The following is a 19,094-nucleotide window of genomic DNA, read 5'->3' on the forward strand; positions in this document are numbered from 1 at the left end:
AAATATATCTATAATCTACATATATCGGTAATCTATATAACATTATATATAGATTACCGATATATGTCAATTCCTAAATATTTAATTATTTTCCCTCATTGCTAAATTCGGTATTTCTCTCCCATCTAACTTTTTATATGCCAAATAAATAAAAGCATACACAATTGCACATATGATGACTGTTGCTATTTTAGTCATGTTAATAACATTCTCTTCAACTGAAAATATTGTTGTCAGACTAATTGTAATGCAAATATTTACAAATACAGTGCAACTGAAAACTATAAAAATCATATATGGCATCTTAGCAAAATTTTTTTCTTCTAACTGTAAGGCTATTTCTTCTATGCTTTTTAACAAATAATAAAAAAATATAACTTCTGCTACTGAAAATATTAAAATATACACCATTATTACTGCTTTATTTAAAAATTCATAGCTTATGACACTAGAAATAAAAACTATAATTATTGAACCTACATAGATTCCAAACATCCACATTGCAGACATGTAACATTTATTAAACTTACTATATTTTCTAATGTCCCTCAATCCAAAATCAATAAAAATCCACCCTAGTATTTCAAGGACACCGCATATTACTTTCATACTTGAAAAATCTACATCCAACACATCTAAAACATTTCTTAAATTCAACACAAATATCAAACCTAAAATCATCTTTTTAAGTGACTTTAAATCATAAATTTGTTTCTCCTCCATTCTCTAATCCCCCATGTTCTTTAGTTCCAAATTGTTATCATCGCACTGAAAGGCTTTTGTATTCGGTATTTCTCTCCCATCTAACTTTTTATATGCCAGATAAATAAAAGAACAAATCACTAGACATATTACTGCTGTTATGATGATTAAAATGTCTATAAACATGGGCTGCAGGGCTTTAAAAATAAAGGCAGAAATAGGCATAATACAAAGCGCTAAAATAAATATCCAAGCAGAAACCATAAAAATACGGTCTGCTAATTTGGCAAAAGTGTTTTCTTTCAATTGTAATGCAATATCCTCTAAGCTTTTAAACAGATAGTAATAAAATGCAATCAGTATGGCTAGTAAGATAATCGACATAAACCCTACTACCATCATTGCCAACACCCATAAAGAAGACGTATAACATTTATTAAACTTACCATATTCCCTGATTTTTCTTAGTCCTAAAATAACAATAATCCAGCCTATTATTTTTACCACACTAAATAGTATGACTATACTTGACAAATCCGTATCAACTAAGCCTGTGCCCATTTGTAAGAATATGCTGATTGAACTAATCATTATCCCCAAAATCACCCATTTAAGTGACTTTAAATCATATATCGCTTTATCTTCCATTGTCTCCCCCCAAGTGTCTTAAATCTACTAATTTAAAGCCGGAACAGGAATAAAGTTTTCCTCACCATTCATTTTCACTTTAAAACTATATACTGGCTGATAAAATCCCTTGCTATCTGCTCTGTACTCTAAATTAACATGCTCAATTGTAAGAGTTGAGATTTCCTTATCAAGATATAAATTAAACTTACCCTGTTTGATTTGTTCAAATGCCTCTGCTTCACTTATAACTTCTACATCTTTGTACTTTTCCAAAACCGCTAAACTATTGTCTACGTTTCTTATAACTCCATCCTGATAAAGAGTACCTCTAAGTTCCCCTAAAAGATATTCATCTTTATATTTTGTCATATCTGCTTTAAAGCAAAATTGTCCCTCTTGTTCTTTATTTTCAAATGTTAGCCCCTCCGGAACAGTAACATTCATTTTTTTTAATTTAGAAATGATAGTTTCCTCTTTAATCGGCTCACTTGTAGGGTTACTTTTATCAAATGTGTAATCTGTATAGCTATACAGACCCCCAGCGTATTCAATCCATAAGCTATATTCACTTTCTTCATGCGATGTATAAAGGGCATTGTCATTAAACTGAAGAATTTTTAAATTATCTGCAGGTATCCCCATTCCCTTAAAGATTTTTTTAGCATATTCGAGGGCCGTTTTTTTATCATAGACTTTAGTTTTATATATCACATCTTGTTTAGATTCTTTTGACAATTTTATGTCTGAAGTAATTTTCGCATCTTCACATTGTATCTTTGTACTATAAGCTTCTTCCAGATTTCCCAGTTCATTCATATTATACTTTATAAAAATGCCTGCGAATCCACCAATAACCAAAACTAAAGGTAATAAATAGCATGTAATTTTCTTTGGTAATTCCTTTTCTCTATGTAATACGGACAGCATGGCCATGATTAAACCATATCCAATCATTGCACCTGCAAAATTATTAACGATGTCGTCCACCTCAAATACGCCAAGATTAAATATGAGCTGTACCGTTTCAATCAATAAAGTAAATAGAGCACCTGCACTAGCAGACCAAATCACACGTTTAAATTTCTTGTTAACTAATGGCAGCAGCATTCCAAATGGAACAAACATAACAATGTTTAAAATTAAAAGCTGCCACCCTCTTAAAGTAAAGCTGTTCCATGCCTCCAGATAGGAACTAAACAAGTCCAAATTTACGGAACAATATCCCATTGACCCTCTACTAAACAACGTGGCGTATAGAACCATTAGAATATAACATACAAATGCAGCTACTATAAAAGCTGATTTAAGGTTTATCTTTTTCTGCCCCTTTAGTAACTTTCTGTATACTATAAAGTAAATGATACAAAATAGTATTGCTAAAAAAGCAACTCCCAAAATTGCAAAAACTAAATATTGTTTTAACATCCAAAAAATCTGTGAAATTAACATTTTATTCCCCTATTCTAAAATTTCCATTTCTTTATTTTAAAATTCTATATCTCCAAAAAATGTAACTGATAATTTATAGTGAAAAAGCCCAACTGGTGCAACTACAAGGCCAGCCAGCAGGCAGCCTAAAAAGCCATATGGCAAGGCGGCTATTAAAACTATAAAATAGGTGACAATTGCAATAAAACATGGTACCGCTATGTTCTTAAAAAAACTCTTTAGGATTTGAAAATAAATACTTACAAACAACACACAACAAGAAGGTGTGAAAATAAATATATAGTTTTCAATCTGATTATATAAAAAACGATCATTATATGGATCCATATAACTTTTAGCCATATAAAAAATAGTAACTATTGACCATATTACCAGCCATACTTTTAAACCAAATGACATAATTCCCCTAACCTTTTATTTATTCTTGAAAAGCTTTACTTTATTTTACAGCTGCATACATTTTCTGTAGTAATATTATAAAAGTATAGCGTATTCCCTTCTACAGTTACATTGCTTCCACAATCAGAAGTTTTAAATATAACCTTCCCCGATTGGTCAAATACCATAATCCTATACTTGGCATTCGTTGTCTCTTTAAATGTGCAAGCTAAGTATTCTTTGTTATCCCCTGTTATCTTCATTGATACTAGTTCAGCCTTTGGATTAAGTGAAATATTATTGCCTAACACATATAACTGCTTATTTTCTTTTGCAAAATAAGCCTTTCCACCCAGCACCTTAAAACTAATTTCAGGTTCAAATTCAGGTAATCCCTCTGCCTTTCCAAGAAAAATTTCTTTTCCATCTTTAAGCGACATTTTATAAATACTACCCTTACTCAAATAATAAAGATTGTCTCCTTCAATCTGAGCCGTATCAACAGCCTCTTTAGAATTACTTATTCTAGTAACCTCATTCGTATCAATATTTACCTTGTACACTTGCTTTGTATCTAATCTATAACTTCCATCACTGGCTTTTTCTAATACTTTAGATGCTCTTAAAAACAATTGATTTCCTATTAGGGAAAAATCAGGCACCCCACCAAAACTTCCTGCCAAATCAGGTATCCCCCCAAATTTCTTTACCGTTAGGGTATCATACCAATAATCTTTACTTCCAATTGATACCGGCTCTGTTTGCCCTTTTTTCTTCATGCTTAATCCTCCCGGTCCCGGCATCGGTCCAATCCAAACCATAAAAAGATTATCACCGATTACTGTAGTTTGATCATAATCCGATTGAATTTCCCTTATAGTTCCGTCAGAATTTAATTCAAACCTATGATCTGATCCCATAGTAGCTCCACCCGAATGATAATACAACATAGCTTTACCATTTTCTTCGTAGAAGCAATGCCTATCATAATCATCTTCGTCATAAAAGTTTTTCTCCAGTTGATATATTTTCTTTGTCTTAGCGGTGTTGGAAAGTGGTGCCTGCATGATTCCACCTGTACTATTGTCATAATATAAATACCCATTTTTAACCATTACACAGGTACTTTTCTTGCCCGCATAGTTACTATATTGGTTCTCATTTGCCCTATCCTTTGGAAGTGTAATCTGTTCAAGCTTTCTATTCTTGGATTTTATAACTAGACCATTTTTTACATCAAAACTATGACCCCATCCAAATTGTTCAACACCGTACTTCCAAGTCATAGGGAAATAGGTGATATCACGGAATGAGAGAAGTGGATACTGCTCCTTGCTGTTATCAATTGCTTTCCCATTTACCTTTATTGGAAACGATGGAATCTTTGCAGTATAACTTCTGCCGTTCTTTGAGGACGATTTATATGGATTATATGCTGCAGTCACCCCCGTAGCATCCACCAATAATCCTTCTTTATTCCCCTTCCAAATGGATTCAATCCCAAGATACCTGCAATCACTATAGGTCATAGGAAAATAAGTAATGTTATTGTAAACAATTAACGGATACTTACTGTAGTCATTGTTAACTACTTCACCATTCATAGTAACCTTAAAATTAGGTAATGTAATATTTACATTTTCACTCTGTCCTCCATAAGCAATAGCACTCATTTCCATGCTCATACTAAAAATTATACTTAGAGAAATCAACACACTAAAAAATTTTCTTTTCATAAGACACCCTTCTCTCCCTTGTTGTGATTGGCATTTTCAACATACTTGCTCCAATATTCCTCATCCATCTTCCAGTCATCACCAATTAAATCTTCTATGTCACTGCCCTCATTTGCTTCATTTATTTCTTCATTAAGGCACTCAAATTTTTCATTTTCCGGCTTTTTATCACCACAAATAGCTTCATAAATATTTTGTAAAATAAAAATACTAGGCGAAAGAAAACCTATAGCCGCCCCTAAAAAAAGTCCTACTTCATTAAATAAAGTTCCGCCTATAACCATTCCAACAAAACAGAAAAACATTGATACTAACCATAAAGCCATTTTGCACCTCACTCATATTCTTCGCCTACTCAAGCACGAAATTTTAATCCTTTAAAATAAAGTCTGATACCTGTACCTCTTTCCATTCTGTTGCTTTGGGTGAAATATTCGTATACAAAGTCATTTTACCTTGTTGATCTATTTCTACCATAAATTCATAATTTGCCTCTTGTGGCTCTAGATATTCTTTACACATCTGCTCATAGTATGGGCTTTTATTCTTCTTAGCCTCTTTGATATATGCTACAGATTCTGGATCCCGATCAAAATTTTTATGTATCATGGTATATAAAAATGTAGCCTGCACCTTTCCATCAACCTTCTTCTCTTCATATTGGCTAATAATTAAATCTAAAATTTCATAATAATTGTTGTATACATTCTTGAATTCCTTTTCAAGGTAAGCAGAAATCATATCATAATTATTTTCTATAGGTGAAATTGATGAAACTTCATAGGCAAAATTCTTTTCATATCTATAATCTTCAGAATCTTTATAAGTAGAAAAATTTATTTTGACTTTCTTTACTTCATCTGCAATTAAAACAACATAGTGATTAACTCTCGAGCTTTTTCCAATTGTAATGTCATTTTCACCATAAGGATAATTGAATACTCCATCAGATGTTGATTCTAAAGGAACTGGATTTACTAAATTACCTTTATCATCATATCCAAGCGCCTTTAAATAAAAAAAGAGTCCCTTACGGATTTTTCCACCGTCTTCTTTAAAACTACTGTAATTTATATTTTCAAAATCAAACTGTATATCCAGTGCTTTAACAATTTTATCGTTAGTCCTATAATACTTTAAATCCTCTTTACTAATATCCAGATTTGTCAGGGGGACCTCCGTTATATCATTTACTGTTACATTAAATTTTCCCTCTTCATTCCAGGTTTGCCCTACATCAAGAGGCTCTCCCACATCATTTGCTAAAGTATATTCCCTAGGAGTATTCAAGGGAAAACATCCATTTAAGAAACTACACATTACCATTACTACCAAAATCATTATTATATTTTTATATCTCATAATCGTTCAACCCACTTTCTTCTAGCATTTTGTTATCAGCAGTAACAATATTGATTCTCCGCCTTTTTTCTCTATTCCCTTGTATTTGTAATCTAATTCAGTGTACAAGTGCATACTTTTTCTGTAGTAATATTATAGAAGTATAGCGTATTTCCCTCTACAGTCACATTGCTTCCACAGTCAGAAGTTTTAAATACAACCTTTCCAGATTGGTCAAATACCATAATTCTGTACTTGGCATTCATTGTCTCTTTAAATGTGCACGCTAAGTATTCTTTGTTATCTCCTGTTATCCTCATGGATATCAGTTCAGCATTTGGATTAAGTGAATCATTATTACCTAAAGTGTATAATTTTTTATCTTCTTTTGCAAAATATGGCTTTCCACCCATTATAGCAAAACTCATATCCGATTCAAATGCAGGTAAGCCCTGGGTTTTTCCAACACAGCTTTCTGCTCCATCTTTAAGGGATACTTTATATACTCCGCCCTTGCTTAAATAATAAAGATAGTCCCCCTCAATCTGAGCCATATCAACATCCTCAAGAGAATTACTTACTTTTGTAACTTCATTGGTATTAATATTTACCTTATATATTGCTTTTTTATCTAGCTTAGTAATTCCATCCTTAGATTTTTCTAATACCTTAGATGCCCTTAAATATAATTGATTTCCAATAAGCGAGAAATCAGGTATTCCATTAAAACTTACTGACGGCAAAGTATCATACCAATAATCATAACCCCCAATTGGTACTGACTCTTTTTGACCATTTTTCTGCATACTTAATCCTCCCGCTCCTCCCATCGGTCCAACCCAAAGCATAAACAACTTGTCACCAATAGCTGTAGTTTGATGATAATCAGATTGGATCTCTCTAATGGTTCCGTTAGAATTTAGTTCAATCCTGTGATCTGACCCCATAGAAGCTCCACCTGAATGAAAATATAACATAGCCTTACCATTTTCTTCATAGAAGTTATGCATTTCATAATTATCCCCAAAATAGGAGTTTTTTTCTAGCTGGTACAATTTCTTTGTTTTCGATGTATTGGAAAGGGATGCCTCAATGATACCACCTGTTTTATTATCAAAATATACATGTCCATTTTTTACAAACACAAAAGTGCTTTTCTTGCCTGCATAATCACTATATTCGTTCTCATTTGCCCTGTCCTTTGGAAGTGCAATCTGCTGAAGCTTTATATTCTTTGATTTTATAACCAGACCACTTTTTCCATCAAAGCTATAGTCCCATCCAAACTGCTCAACACCATATTTCCAAGTCATAGGAAAATATGTGATGTCACGAAAAGACAGTAACGGATACTGTTCCTTACTGTTATCAATTACTTTCCCATTTACCTTTATCGGAAATGATGGAATCTTCGCAGTATAACTTCTGCCGTTTTTTGAAGCTGATTTGTATGGATTATACGCTGCAGTCACCCCTGTAGCATCCACCAATAATCCCTCTTTGTCACCCTTCCAAGTAGATTCAATTCCAAGATACCTACAATCACTAAAAGTCATCGGGAAATATGTAATGTTGTTGTAAACAATTAATGGATACTTGCTGTAGTCATTATTAACTACTTCACCGTTCATTGTAACCTTAAAATTAGGTAATGTAATATTTACATTTCCACTCTGCCCTCCATAAGCAATAGCGCTCATTTCCACGATCATACTAAAAATTATACTTATAGAAACTAACACACTAAAAAATTTTCTTCTCATAAAACACCTTTCTTCAATTTGCATTAATTTATTTACTTCATTTTATCTATTACCGGATTTACTAACTCACCTTTTTCATCATCCATTTCTTTATCTAAAACACTCAAAATTTTTATTTTTCGGCTCTTAATCACCACAAATCTCTTCATATTTTTTTGCGAAAAGGTGTTTTGTTAACAATACTAATTCAGTGTAAATGTACAGATTTTTTCTGTTGTAATATCGTAAAAATACACTTTCTTCCCCTCAATGGTCACATTGCTACCACAGTCAGAAGTTTTAAATACAACCTTGCCATTTTTATCAAAAATCATAATTCTGTATTTTGCATTAATCGTTTCTTTAAATCTACAAACTAAATACTCCATGTTATCTCCAGTTATATTCATAGATGTAATTTCAGCATTAGGATTAAGTGAAACATTATTGCCTAGTGTATATATTTTACTATTTTTACTAAAATAAATTTTACCACCTATTACGGCTAAATTTTCACTTTTTCCAGATAGTCCTTCAACTTTTGATACCAAGCTTTCTCCCCCATCCTTAAGATATACTTTATATATGCTATCCCTACTTATATAATAGAGATAGTCACCTTCAATCTGAGCAGCACCAACCTCATCTTGATTACTTACTTTAGTAACTTCATTTGTATCAATATTTATCTTATAGACTGCTGATTTATCTAACTTAATGGCGCCATCACTTGGTTTTTCTAATACCTTAGATGCCCCCAAATATAATTGATTACCTACAAGAGAAAACTTAGATATACCATCTACACTTCCCAATGAATAATACCAATAATCCGAACTGCCAATTGGTATTGATTTATCCTGCCCCTTCTTTTGCATGCTTAATCCTCCCGGCCCTCTTCCCTGTCCGTCGTAAAGCATGAATAACTTGTCACCAATAGCTGTAGTTTCAGTATAACTGTCCTGAATCTCCCTGATGGTTCCATCAGAATTTAATTCAACCCTATGATCCTCTCCCATTACAGCACCCCCTGAATGGAAAAACAACATGGCCTTACCATTTTCTTCATAGAAACTATGCATATAATAATCACCACCATATCCAATATTTTTTTCAAGCTGAAGTATTTTCTTTGCTTTGGATGTATTGGAAAGGGGTGTTCGCATTATTCCACCTGTTTTGTTACAATAATACACATATCCGCTCTTAACAATTACAGTACCTTTTTGATTCTCATAATCACTATATTCTTCTTTTGATCTGTTATTTAATAGTGTAATTTGTTGAAGTTTTATATTCTTTGATTTTATAACCAAACCATTTTTTCCATCAAAACTATAGTCCCATCCAAACTGCTCAACACCATATTTCCAAGTCATTGGAAAATATGTGATGTCACGAAAAGAGAGAAGTGGATATTGCTCCTTGCTGTTATCAATTGCTTTTCCATTTACCTTTATTGGAAAAGATGGAATCCTTGCAGTATAACTTCTGCCGTTTTTTGAAGCTGATTTGTATGGATTATAGGCTGCAGTTACCCCTGTAGCATCCACCAGTAATCCCTCTTTCTCACCCTTCCAAGTAGATTCAATGCCAAGATACCTGCAGTCACTGTATGTCATCGGGAAATATGTAATGTTGTTGTATACAATTAGTGGATATTTACTATAGGCATTATTTACTGACTCTCCGTTCATAGTCACCTTAAAACTAGGCAGTGTAACGTTTACAGTTCCGATTTGGCCTCCATAAGCAATAGCACTGATTTCCATGCTCATACTAAAAATTATACTTATAGAAATTAACACACTAAAAAATTTTCTTTTCATAAAACCTCCGTCTCATCCCACTTCCATTCATCATCAATTAACTCTTCTATATCACTGCCCTCATTTTCATCCTCTATTTCTTTACTAAGACACCCAAAATTGTTATTTTCCCCCTCTTGTAAAAATGGGGGATACATCATCAAGGCATGATTTTCTGTAATATATTCAGTCTCAATAAAGCAATCAGCCAAATCATATTTTTCTCTATAAAGCTCATTGTTTCTACTATATCCACCCCAATATTCTGCTTTTATACTATGATTTTTTTCTATTACCTTGTATTTGCAATCTAATTCTTGTGATGCTCTCCACTGGCCTTCTAAATATTCTTCGCCTACCCAAATACAAAGCTGATAAGCTATGGGAGTTTCATTTTTAATTATTAAATCTCTATATGGATAAACACAGGTTGCACCACTTCCAAAAGGTAATGTTCTATTTGTATCTGGAAATACATCAAAAGAATGCCTATATCTTTCAACTACTGTAAGCGGTGTATGTAATGTCATCCAATATATCAGATTGGACATTTGACAAAGTCCACCACCCCTTCCATATTTAAAATTTCCGCAATCTAAAACCATACCTTCTACATATCCCTTTTTTGCGCTTGGTTTTCCTATAGTCTTCCAATAGCTAAATGTTTCCCCTGGGTATATCATTAATCCATTAAGTTTCTTAGCTGCAATTTGCAAATTAGTAATCTTACTGTATTGATATTTCATGTCCACATCCTTAAGCTGCCTGAGCAATAATGATTGATGTTGGTGCACGATATAAGACAGCATCTCATTCTTGCATTTTTCTGCAAACTTAAACTTATTAGAATTCCATAACAAGTAACGCTTAAATGTATAATATACTTTACCGCACCGCAGTCTGAAATTACTCCGTTTCTTAGGTTGCAGAATTTCCCTATATCCCTTTTTCAGTATCATTTACTCTCATCACTTACTTTCTTCTGGCACTACGTTATCAATAGTGGCACTATCGTTTGTTAATATATCTTCAGATGTTATACATTTTGGTATTTTTCTTCCGTTTAAAAGCTTATATGACAGACAAAGGAATTATCATTCCCCCAAAAACCCATTTTAACTTTTCTAAATTATAGGCTTCTGAATCAATCATATTAGTAGTTCCCCTTTTTCCCTATAACCTTATATTTTTAATCTAATTCAGTGTACAATTGCATACTTTTTCTGTTGCTATATCGTAAAAGTACATTTGCTTACCTTCAATCGTCACATTGCTCCCACAATCAGAAGTCTTAAATACAACCTTACCATTTTGATCAAAGATCATAATTCTGTATTTGGCATTAATTGTTTCTTTAAATGTACATGCTAAATATTCTCCGTTATCTCCTGTTATTTTCATAGAAATAAGTTCTGCATTTGGGTTAAGGGACTCATTACTGCCTAAAGCATACAATTTCTTATCTTCCTTCGTAAAATATGGTTTCCCATTTATTACTTTAAAATTAATTTCAGATTCAGATTCCGGTAAGCCTTCAATTTTACCAAGGAAGTTTTCAGTTCCATCTTTAAGTGTCACTTTATATACACTTCCCTTGCTTAAATAATAAAGATTATCGCCTTCCATCTGTGCTGTATCAACATCATCCTTGGAATTACTTACTTTAGTAACTTCATTTGTATCAATATTTACCTTGCATACTTGTTTCTTATCCAAGATATAGTGTCCATCGCTAGATTTCCCTAATACTTTTGATGCTCTTACAAACAATTGATTACCTATAAGGGAAAACTCAGGTACTCCTCCAATACATTCTTCTGCCATACCAAAGGATCCTCCAAAACTTCTTTCCTGTAAGGTATCATACCAATAATCAGGACTTCCAATGGTTACTGATTCTGTTTGACCATTTTTCTGCATACTTAATCCCCCTGGTCCCGGCGTCGGTCCGATCCAAGTCATGAAAAGCTTATCACCAATTGCTGTCGTTTGATCATAACTACCTTGAATCTCCCGAATAGTTCCGTCAGAATTTAATTCAATTTTATTATCGGCCCCCATTACAGCTCCTCCTGAATGAAAAAACAACATTGCCTTACCATTTTCCTCATAGAAATTATGTGAGTTATACTCTTGCGTATAAAAGTTTCTGTCTAGTTGATATATTTTCTTTGCTTTGGCTATGTTACCAATTGGTGCTTGCATAATGCCGCCTGTTTTATTATCAAAATATACGTAACCATTTTTTACCATTACACAGGTGCTTTTCTTGCCAGCATACTTGCTATCTTCGTCTTCTTTTGGTCTGTCATTTGGAAGGGCAATCTGCTGAAGTTTTATATTCTTTGATTTTATAACCAAACCATTTTTCCCATCAAAACTATAATCCCATCCAAACTGTTCAACACCATACTTCCAAGTCATTGGGAAATAGGTGATATCACGGAATGAGAGAAGTGGATACTGCTCCTTACTGTTATCAATCGCTTTTCCATTTACCTTTATTGGAAAGGATGGAATCTTCGCAGTATAACTTCTGCCGTTCTTTGATGATGACTTATAGGGATTATAGGCTGCGGTTACCCCTGTAGCGTCTACGAGTAATCCCTCTTTGTTACCCTTCCATGTGGATTCAATTCCAAGGTACCGACAATCACTATAAGTCATTGGAAAATATGTAATATCCTTATAAACAATTAACGGGTATTTGCTATAGGCATTATTGACTACCTGATTGTTCATCGTAACCTTAAAATTTGGTAATGTAATATTTACACTTCCACTCTGTCCACCATACACTGCAGTAGACATCCCCATAAGCATAGCTAAAATCAGCATTACACTAAAAAATTTTCTTTTCACTATAACATCCTTCTTTCATTTATCATTCATTCTAGTTATTTCATTTCGCCTAGAACTTCATTATCAGACAAAACCTAGAAAATTACGTTTCTTCATTACCTAAGACCTCTGACATTTCACTTATAATCTTTTTGACTGGTTGATGTCCATTATATCTAATAAACATAACTCTTTTGCCTTTACATACAGATATAATTTTTTCATGCGAATCTTGATATACATATACTTTATCCAAGCCCTTAAACTCTAGTTTATTAATTTTATTTTCATCTGCTTCATATATGGCTATTTCCTTTGCCAACATTCTAGCAAGAGTTTTACCCACGACTTCATGATATTTCATTCTCATGGAGCATTTATCACCAGCATTAGACTTATAAGTTTGATACGCCTTATATTGCTTTGGTGATAATAAAGTAGATTCTGGATCAACATAGTTGTATTCATCTAAATCTATTTCTTTTTGTGTTTCTAACAGTTGTCCATTCACTTCGTTTTGATTTTCAATATCTTGAATCAAAACAATTGGCATACTTTCATAAATTTCACTGACAGAAGAAAAACCCTTATCTGTTTTATAGTCTAAATATGTAGTACCTGCTGAACCAAAAATACCTACAAATATAAAAATAAGAGTAATAGCCCTTCCTATCTTCGATGTAATGAAAGTTCTTATTTTCAAATATTTATTATGTTCTAAAAAAAAATTCTTTGATCTACACAATAAAAATATTTCTCTTATTAGTTGAAAAAATCCAACTCCTAAAATACTTCCATATAAAATAAATCTCCAAATAGTAATTGAAACTAAGAAAGTAGCAAATAAATTCTTATATAGTTCAAAAAATAATAGTACAGCAATTATACTTATTGAAATTAACAGCCCTATGATTTGTTTTCTTATCTGTTTATCAAACCACCCTGTTACAACCTCTGCCATTTCTCCACTCAGGTGTGGACTTTTATTTCTCCATTTGTTGTCTATGTAAAATATATAATATTCCTTATAGTTTGCTACAAAGGTAAATCCTTGATGTTCTATAATTTTAATCTGCCTCTCAGCTTTTTCCTCATCTAGAATAACAATTTTGTAATTGTTGTTTTGAGGTTCGCTTTTTTCAAAAGTAGCATATGTATTATCAAATTTGGTTAATATAAAACCGTCTTTTGCTTTCTCAGTTAGCCATGCTTCATTTTCAGCTAAATCATAGATTTTATACAGCCATTTTCTTTCTACTTCATTTTGCTCAAGCATTTTATCTCCTATAAAACCTCTGCCATTTCATTTAATATCTTTTCAACTGGTTGTTTCCCACCATATTCGATTACCATAACTTTCTTCCCTTTACATACAGCTACCAATGTGTCATAAGGCACTACATAAATATAAACTTGATCAAACCCATTATATTTGATTTTTTTTATTCTTTCTTTTCTATATGCATCCTGAAAAGCAAGTTCTTTAACTGATATTTTAGCTAAAATTGTACTTGCAGTTTCATAATACCTTATGCTCATAAAACTCTTAAGCTTATCTTGATATTCATAATCCTGAAAGGAGTAATATTGCTTTTGAGCAAATAAGTTAGACCCTAATTCAGCGTGATTAAATTCACCGACTTGTTTTTGAGCTTCCAGCAATTTACTTGGTTTGTGGTCTTCCTGCTCTATGTCTTGAATCAGCACAATCGGCATACTTTCATAAACTTCACTAATAGGAACTACTTCTTTTTCATTTACATAATCCATATACAAGTACATACTAGGATAAATGATGAACATAAGAATAATTAAAAAATATATATTTACAGTTCTAATTATTTTTGATTTCATTGAACTTCTAATACTTGAATATTTGTTATTCTCTAGAAAAAATTTCTTTGATTTCCTTAAGGTCAAAACCTCATTTATAATTTTAATAAATATTAATGCTAAAATACTTCCATATAAGATAAACCATATAGTAGGGATTCTATATAAAATGTCCACTACTATCTCTTTGCCATAATAACCCACACATCTTGCTGCTATGTAACATAGTATAATAAAAGGTATTAAAAACTCAATTACACTAAATTGTCTTTTTATTTGCTTATCGAACCATTTGATTGTAAGCTCTGCTAGTTCATTATTTAACTGTAGTTGTCTATTAGTATCTTTTCCATATCCATGGAAAATGTAATACTCTTTAAATTTTGTGGCAAAACTAAACCCTTGGCTTTCTATAATTTTTATCTGCTCTTCAGCCTTTTCCTCATCTAAAATGCTAATTTTATAACTTCTATCTTCTGGATTACCTTTAACAAAAGTCGCATATTTATTATCAAAGTTTTTTAATATAAAACCTTTTTGGGCCTGTTCATTCAGCCACATTTCATTTTCATGCAGCATGTAAATTTCATCAATCCATCTTTTCTCTTTTTGTAGTTGTTCAGCCATATTGCTATCTCCTATAATACCTCTGCAACTTCTCTCAAAATATCAGAAACTGGCTTATCTCCATCATAAGAAATAAACATCACTTTATTTCCTTTGCATACAGAAATAAAATCCATGTAGCCGTCATTATAATAAACTTTATCTAGTCCATCATACTCTATTTCTTTCAATTCACCCTTTGTTATACCAAATACATTGTTTATAAGGAGTTCTCTAGCAAGTGGCTCAGCCAGAATTTTAAAGTTGACTTCATAAAAACGTATGAACATACCATTGCCATTTTCCCCATATGTATTTTCCTGATCTGCCGTATATTGATTAGGGGCCAGAAAAGTATGACTTATTTCTGCATAATTATCCTCACTTACGTATTTTTGCAAAACTTTTAGCTCTTTACTTATTTTCTCATCTTTCTCTATGTCTTGAAGAAGTACAATGGGCATAAACTTTTGTACCTCGGCTATAGAATATTGATGAGGCTCAACATAAAAATATTTTATGGCTGCAGCTCCAAGAAAAATGGATGCAATTATCATAATATATTTAGAAATTGACTTCTTGCAGATTTTACGGGTTATATAAAATTCATTTACCAGATAATGCTTTTTATTTTTGTCTAATGCCCTGTACTCCTTTATATTTTCTATTATCAACACGGAGAAAATTAGTGCTACAGGTACAAATATCATAGCAGGTATTTCTACGATATCTGGAAATAATTTAACCCTTTTTATAGATAAATTTATAAAAAAACAAATTAAGGCTATCAGGGTTCCACTAAATCTTATAAATATCTGTTTATTGAACCATCTTCTTGCGAATTTGTTCATTTCTTCATTTAGTCTAGGCTGAATATTCCTGTATTTCCCATCAATTCTAAATATGTAATATTGAAAATGGCTTTCTACGAAAGTAAATCCCTGTTGCTCCATGATTTTTATCTGATTTTCTCCCTTTTTGACATCTAAAATAACAATCTTATAAGCTATATCCTGCGGCTCTCCTTCTGTAAAACAAGCATAATCCTTAGCAAAACTTTTTAATAACAGTCCTTTTTGTGCCTGTTCCCTGAGCCATAATTCATTTTCGCGCAGCATATATAGCTTATTGCTCCAATTTATTTGTTTATCTGCTTCTTCAGTCATTTATTAACTCCAATTTAATACAAAAAAAGATAAGCCACAGCTTATCTCAAAAAATAAAACAATATATATCATTTAATTGAAACTCTTTTCCCCCAAAAAAAGTAAACATAGCAACCACCATTTCCCCTAATTAATTTAAATCCCCTTAAACACTATTTATAGTATACATTTAATTGGAAATATTTTCAATGAAATTTGAAAAATTTAATCAATTCCTATATCAACTGCTACGATTTCACCACAGTAAGGTGCAGCTTCCGCTAAACTATGTACTGGCTTTATTCTGTGAAAAGCTATCGTATAGTCTGCTACTACACTATCTGTGTCTGGTTTCCCTTCATCTCCATTTAAACCAGTAGGTATATCCAAAGCAAAAACCAATTTTATTATGCTGGAATCATTTTTATGACATGTTTCGTTTATAAGTTTTGTACATGCCCTTACATTTTCTGATAAAACGCCATGAAAACCAGTGCCACAAATAGCATCAACTACTAGATCAGATGCCTGAACTATTTCTGGAATAACATGAAAATATGCTTTGGCATCTATAACAGGAATTCCTCTCCTTAAAACTATATTCGCATTTTTAACAGCATCTTCGGTTTTAGGATTTCCATCCGCCATAATAACGGCTACATCCATTCCTTTTAAGGCCAGTTCTCTAGCTGCTACATAACCATCACCGCCATTGTTTCCTTTGCCGCAAAATATAACTGCATTTATATTATTTATTACGGAATCTTTTTTATTTTTACTGGCCTGAAGTTTATCTATAATAACTTTAACTGCTGATTTTCCTGCATTCTCCATCATTCTGTAATAACTTAGCCCGGATTCATTGGCTTTTCGTTCAATTTCCTTCATTTCTGCACAAGTAACCATTTGATTCATATTAATGTCCCCTTTATGATATTAAATAAATTATAAATCCCGGATTTTCATTTTTTCCATTTCTTTGTCAGGTTTAAACTTTTCCCGACAGGCAATATAAATTACTATAAGAATGGCAGTAGGAATATTTGCTATAAGGAAGGTGGATATAAACATAATAAAAATTTCACCGCTACTTGTAGCTGCATATGCTTCAATGCTCAATACCATGAGTATTGAATATCCCAAGCATATAACCGGCAATACCAGTCCTAACCACTTATTTTTCCGTCTGGATAGGAAAATCTGCAGAAATATAGCCCCCACAAGAATAGCCAATAAAACTACAATACTTATAGATGTCCTTATCATTTATCTTCCCCCTTTTGAACTTTCTTGTATTCATTGATTAAAATTTTAGCCGTATCAAAATCAATTTTTTCATTAACTGCAAGCCGTTTTATCAATGCAATATATGGCTCATTATTCGTATCTTCGTTGATCTGAATTTTTTGTATTAATTTATCCAGTCTCAATCTTACCGTAGGATAAGTTACGCTATATTGATTGGCAATCTCCTTTAAAGAACCAGAAGCCATAATAAACTTCTTAATAAATGACACATCCTCATCATCAAGATGCATCATCCATTCAGGTAGAACTTCTATTGACATTTTCACTCCCCCTTTAATAATATTAAACATATACTATAATTTTATTAAAGTCAATAATAAAATTTATTTTTATAAAACTAAAAAATTCTATTATTTTATTTCATATAAAAAAAGAACATAGCACATAATCGCCTAAAGGTCTTACTATGTCTATGTTCCTTTAAATTATATTAAACTAAACAATGTGGTCTTATCGAATAAAATTAGTAAATACTTTTGCTGCTTTTTCTGGTTCTTTAACCGTATTCTTTCCATTCTCAACCAGCTTCATAAGCCAAGCCATGTTTTTACCTAATACTTGCATTATTTGTTTTCCTTCTTCATCTTGCACTGCTTCTCCTGGCGCTGTTCCATGTATTACATTCCAGTAATTAGAACCTGGCATGAGCATTTCTGAATAATGAATATAATTATTCAGCTGATTAAATGTGGGTATACCACCTGAACGCCTAACGGCAACTACTGATGCTCCAACCTTATGCCTTAAAAGACCACCCGAACTGCCAGCCACATAAAATGCTCTGTCCAGGAATGACTTCATGGTTCCTGCTATGGCAGAATAGAAAACTGGTGATCCCAGGATTATACCATCAGCTTCTTTCATCTTCTGTACCCATTCATTCACTTCGTCATCCTGTATGATACACTTTTCATCTTTATTTTTAGCGCATGCATTACACGCAAGGCATCCCCTAATGTTTTTGTTTCCCACATGTACAATTTCAACATCTATACCTTGCTTCTCTAATTCATCTGCAACCATTTTTATTGCATGGTATGTGTTACCTTCCTTTTTAGGACTTCCATTAAATGCAACAACTTTCATATATTATACTCCTCCTTATTGAATTTCTTTATTATTCATGTTACTATTATAAAAATTAAGTTTAAATATTACAAGTACGCACTATTTTGTATTATAGTACCCAAAAGGATACTGTTGAAAGGATAAACATTATGGACTCCAGTTGTAATACTATACAATATAAAGGCAAAAATTATACCTGTACCTTTGAACTTACCATTGATTTGATTGGTGGGAAATGGAAACCAATTATTATATGGCGTTTGGGTACAAAAGGAATTCAGAGATTTAATGAATTGAAAAAACTACTTCCCCAGATAACTCAGAAAATGCTAACCCAACAGCTAAGGGAATTAGAAGCAGATAATTTAGTTATTAGGAAGGTTTATCCTCAGGTTCCTCCCAAGGTGGAATATTCATTAACTGATTTAGGAGAAACTTTAATGCCTATCCTTAGTATGATGTGTAGTTGGGGTGATGATTATTATAATAAAGTTTAAAATAAAAGCA

General features: G+C 32.4%; 19 protein-coding genes. 1 reads left to right on the top strand and 18 read right to left on the bottom strand.

Going from position 1 to position 19,094, the window contains the following annotated elements; all coding sequences use genetic code 11:
* Positions 1-81 precede the first annotated feature (81 nt).
* From RTW14_RS17650 to RTW14_RS17735, 18 genes are all read right to left on the bottom strand, one after another.
* Positions 82-723 carry a hypothetical protein gene (locus tag RTW14_RS17650; protein WP_312653933.1) on the bottom strand — a complete coding sequence of 214 codons (642 nt, stop codon included), beginning with the start codon at positions 721-723 and terminating at the stop codon, positions 82-84.
* Between the two features lie 3 nt (positions 724-726).
* Complete coding sequence (locus RTW14_RS17655; protein WP_312653935.1) at positions 727-1,350, bottom strand: hypothetical protein; 624 nt, start codon at positions 1,348-1,350, stop codon at positions 727-729.
* A 27-nt stretch (positions 1,351-1,377) separates the two neighbouring features.
* Positions 1,378-2,781: a VanZ family protein gene (locus RTW14_RS17660; protein ID WP_312653937.1), complete on the bottom strand. Its 1,404-nt coding sequence runs from the start codon at positions 2,779-2,781 to the stop codon at positions 1,378-1,380.
* A 36-nt stretch (positions 2,782-2,817) separates the two neighbouring features.
* Complete coding sequence (locus tag RTW14_RS17665) at positions 2,818-3,180, bottom strand: hypothetical protein (protein ID WP_312653939.1); 363 nt, start codon at positions 3,178-3,180, stop codon at positions 2,818-2,820.
* A gap of 35 nt (positions 3,181-3,215) precedes the next feature.
* Positions 3,216-4,895 (bottom strand): hypothetical protein, encoded by a 1,680-nt coding sequence (locus RTW14_RS17670; RefSeq protein WP_312653941.1) that lies wholly within the window; start codon positions 4,893-4,895, stop codon positions 3,216-3,218.
* Positions 4,892-5,221, bottom strand: coding sequence for a hypothetical protein (locus tag RTW14_RS17675; protein WP_312653943.1), 330 nt, complete (start codon positions 5,219-5,221; stop codon positions 4,892-4,894). Before RTW14_RS17675 ends, RTW14_RS17670 begins: the two co-directional genes overlap by 4 nt.
* Before the next feature lie 43 nt (positions 5,222-5,264).
* On the bottom strand, positions 5,265-6,257 hold the full coding sequence (locus RTW14_RS17680) for a hypothetical protein (RefSeq protein WP_312653945.1): 993 nt from the start codon (positions 6,255-6,257) through the stop codon (positions 5,265-5,267).
* A gap of 92 nt (positions 6,258-6,349) precedes the next feature.
* Positions 6,350-7,999, bottom strand: coding sequence for a hypothetical protein (locus tag RTW14_RS17685; protein ID WP_312653947.1), 1,650 nt, complete (start codon positions 7,997-7,999; stop codon positions 6,350-6,352).
* A 182-nt stretch (positions 8,000-8,181) separates the two neighbouring features.
* Positions 8,182-9,807 carry a hypothetical protein gene (locus RTW14_RS17690; protein ID WP_312653949.1) on the bottom strand — a complete coding sequence of 542 codons (1,626 nt, stop codon included), beginning with the start codon at positions 9,805-9,807 and terminating at the stop codon, positions 8,182-8,184.
* Positions 9,804-10,745 (bottom strand): VanW family protein, encoded by a 942-nt coding sequence (locus RTW14_RS17695; RefSeq protein ID WP_312653951.1) that lies wholly within the window; start codon positions 10,743-10,745, stop codon positions 9,804-9,806. The genes RTW14_RS17690 and RTW14_RS17695 overlap by 4 nt, the downstream gene beginning before the upstream one ends.
* Before the next feature lie 235 nt (positions 10,746-10,980).
* Entirely contained in the window at positions 10,981-12,648 is a 1,668-nt protein-coding gene (locus RTW14_RS17700; protein ID WP_312653953.1) for a hypothetical protein, read from the bottom strand.
* A gap of 82 nt (positions 12,649-12,730) precedes the next feature.
* Positions 12,731-13,903 carry a DUF2812 domain-containing protein gene (locus RTW14_RS17705; RefSeq protein WP_312653955.1) on the bottom strand — a complete coding sequence of 391 codons (1,173 nt, stop codon included), beginning with the start codon at positions 13,901-13,903 and terminating at the stop codon, positions 12,731-12,733.
* An 8-nt stretch (positions 13,904-13,911) separates the two neighbouring features.
* Entirely contained in the window at positions 13,912-15,087 is a 1,176-nt protein-coding gene (locus tag RTW14_RS17710; protein ID WP_312653957.1) for a DUF2812 domain-containing protein, read from the bottom strand.
* A gap of 11 nt (positions 15,088-15,098) precedes the next feature.
* Entirely contained in the window at positions 15,099-16,232 is a 1,134-nt protein-coding gene (locus RTW14_RS17715) for a DUF2812 domain-containing protein (protein ID WP_312653959.1), read from the bottom strand.
* 204 nt (positions 16,233-16,436) lie between these two features.
* Entirely contained in the window at positions 16,437-17,126 is a 690-nt protein-coding gene (locus tag RTW14_RS17720; RefSeq protein WP_312653961.1) for an NAD(P)H-hydrate epimerase, read from the bottom strand.
* Positions 17,127-17,156: 30 nt separating this feature from the next.
* A complete protein-coding gene (locus tag RTW14_RS17725; protein WP_312653963.1) occupies positions 17,157-17,477 on the bottom strand; it encodes a hypothetical protein in 321 nt (106 codons plus the stop codon).
* A complete protein-coding gene (locus RTW14_RS17730; RefSeq protein ID WP_312653965.1) occupies positions 17,474-17,779 on the bottom strand; it encodes a DUF2089 family protein in 306 nt (101 codons plus the stop codon). Before RTW14_RS17730 ends, RTW14_RS17725 begins: the two co-directional genes overlap by 4 nt.
* 190 nt (positions 17,780-17,969) lie before the next feature.
* Positions 17,970-18,605, bottom strand: coding sequence for a flavodoxin family protein (locus RTW14_RS17735; protein ID WP_312653967.1), 636 nt, complete (start codon positions 18,603-18,605; stop codon positions 17,970-17,972).
* 131 nt (positions 18,606-18,736) lie between these two features.
* Between RTW14_RS17735 and RTW14_RS17740 the strand changes: the two genes are divergently transcribed.
* Positions 18,737-19,084, top strand: coding sequence for a winged helix-turn-helix transcriptional regulator (locus RTW14_RS17740; protein WP_312653969.1), 348 nt, complete (start codon positions 18,737-18,739; stop codon positions 19,082-19,084).
* Positions 19,085-19,094 lie beyond the last annotated feature (10 nt).

Origin of the sequence: Aminipila sp., assembly GCF_032051575.1 — a bacterium.
Lineage (GTDB): Bacteria > Bacillota > Clostridia > Peptostreptococcales > Anaerovoracaceae > Aminipila.

What these genes read in the sequence shown, in the direction of transcription:
- RTW14_RS17705 (WP_312653955.1), bottom strand. Translation starts at nt 13,903, where the DNA reads ATGCTTGAGCAAAATGAAGTAGAAAGAAAATGGCTGTATAAAATCTAT.
- RTW14_RS17725 (WP_312653963.1), bottom strand. Translation starts at nt 17,477, where the DNA reads ATGATAAGGACATCTATAAGTATTGTAGTTTTATTGGCTATTCTTGTG.
- RTW14_RS17665 (WP_312653939.1), bottom strand. Translation starts at nt 3,180, where the DNA reads ATGTCATTTGGTTTAAAAGTATGGCTGGTAATATGGTCAATAGTTACT.
- RTW14_RS17670 (WP_312653941.1), bottom strand. Translation starts at nt 4,895, where the DNA reads ATGAAAAGAAAATTTTTTAGTGTGTTGATTTCTCTAAGTATAATTTTT.
- RTW14_RS17730 (WP_312653965.1), bottom strand. Translation starts at nt 17,779, where the DNA reads ATGTCAATAGAAGTTCTACCTGAATGGATGATGCATCTTGATGATGAG.
- RTW14_RS17690 (WP_312653949.1), bottom strand. Translation starts at nt 9,807, where the DNA reads ATGAAAAGAAAATTTTTTAGTGTGTTAATTTCTATAAGTATAATTTTT.
- RTW14_RS17715 (WP_312653959.1), bottom strand. Translation starts at nt 16,232, where the DNA reads ATGACTGAAGAAGCAGATAAACAAATAAATTGGAGCAATAAGCTATAT.
- RTW14_RS17660 (WP_312653937.1), bottom strand. Translation starts at nt 2,781, where the DNA reads ATGTTAATTTCACAGATTTTTTGGATGTTAAAACAATATTTAGTTTTT.
- RTW14_RS17650 (WP_312653933.1), bottom strand. Translation starts at nt 723, where the DNA reads ATGGAGGAGAAACAAATTTATGATTTAAAGTCACTTAAAAAGATGATT.
- RTW14_RS17695 (WP_312653951.1), bottom strand. Translation starts at nt 10,745, where the DNA reads ATGATACTGAAAAAGGGATATAGGGAAATTCTGCAACCTAAGAAACGG.
- RTW14_RS17675 (WP_312653943.1), bottom strand. Translation starts at nt 5,221, where the DNA reads ATGGCTTTATGGTTAGTATCAATGTTTTTCTGTTTTGTTGGAATGGTT.
- RTW14_RS17720 (WP_312653961.1), bottom strand. Translation starts at nt 17,126, where the DNA reads ATGAATCAAATGGTTACTTGTGCAGAAATGAAGGAAATTGAACGAAAA.
- RTW14_RS17680 (WP_312653945.1), bottom strand. Translation starts at nt 6,257, where the DNA reads ATGAGATATAAAAATATAATAATGATTTTGGTAGTAATGGTAATGTGT.
- RTW14_RS17740 (WP_312653969.1), top strand. Translation starts at nt 18,737, where the DNA reads ATGGACTCCAGTTGTAATACTATACAATATAAAGGCAAAAATTATACC.
- RTW14_RS17735 (WP_312653967.1), bottom strand. Translation starts at nt 18,605, where the DNA reads ATGAAAGTTGTTGCATTTAATGGAAGTCCTAAAAAGGAAGGTAACACA.
- RTW14_RS17655 (WP_312653935.1), bottom strand. Translation starts at nt 1,350, where the DNA reads ATGGAAGATAAAGCGATATATGATTTAAAGTCACTTAAATGGGTGATT.
- RTW14_RS17710 (WP_312653957.1), bottom strand. Translation starts at nt 15,087, where the DNA reads ATGGCTGAACAACTACAAAAAGAGAAAAGATGGATTGATGAAATTTAC.
- RTW14_RS17685 (WP_312653947.1), bottom strand. Translation starts at nt 7,999, where the DNA reads ATGAGAAGAAAATTTTTTAGTGTGTTAGTTTCTATAAGTATAATTTTT.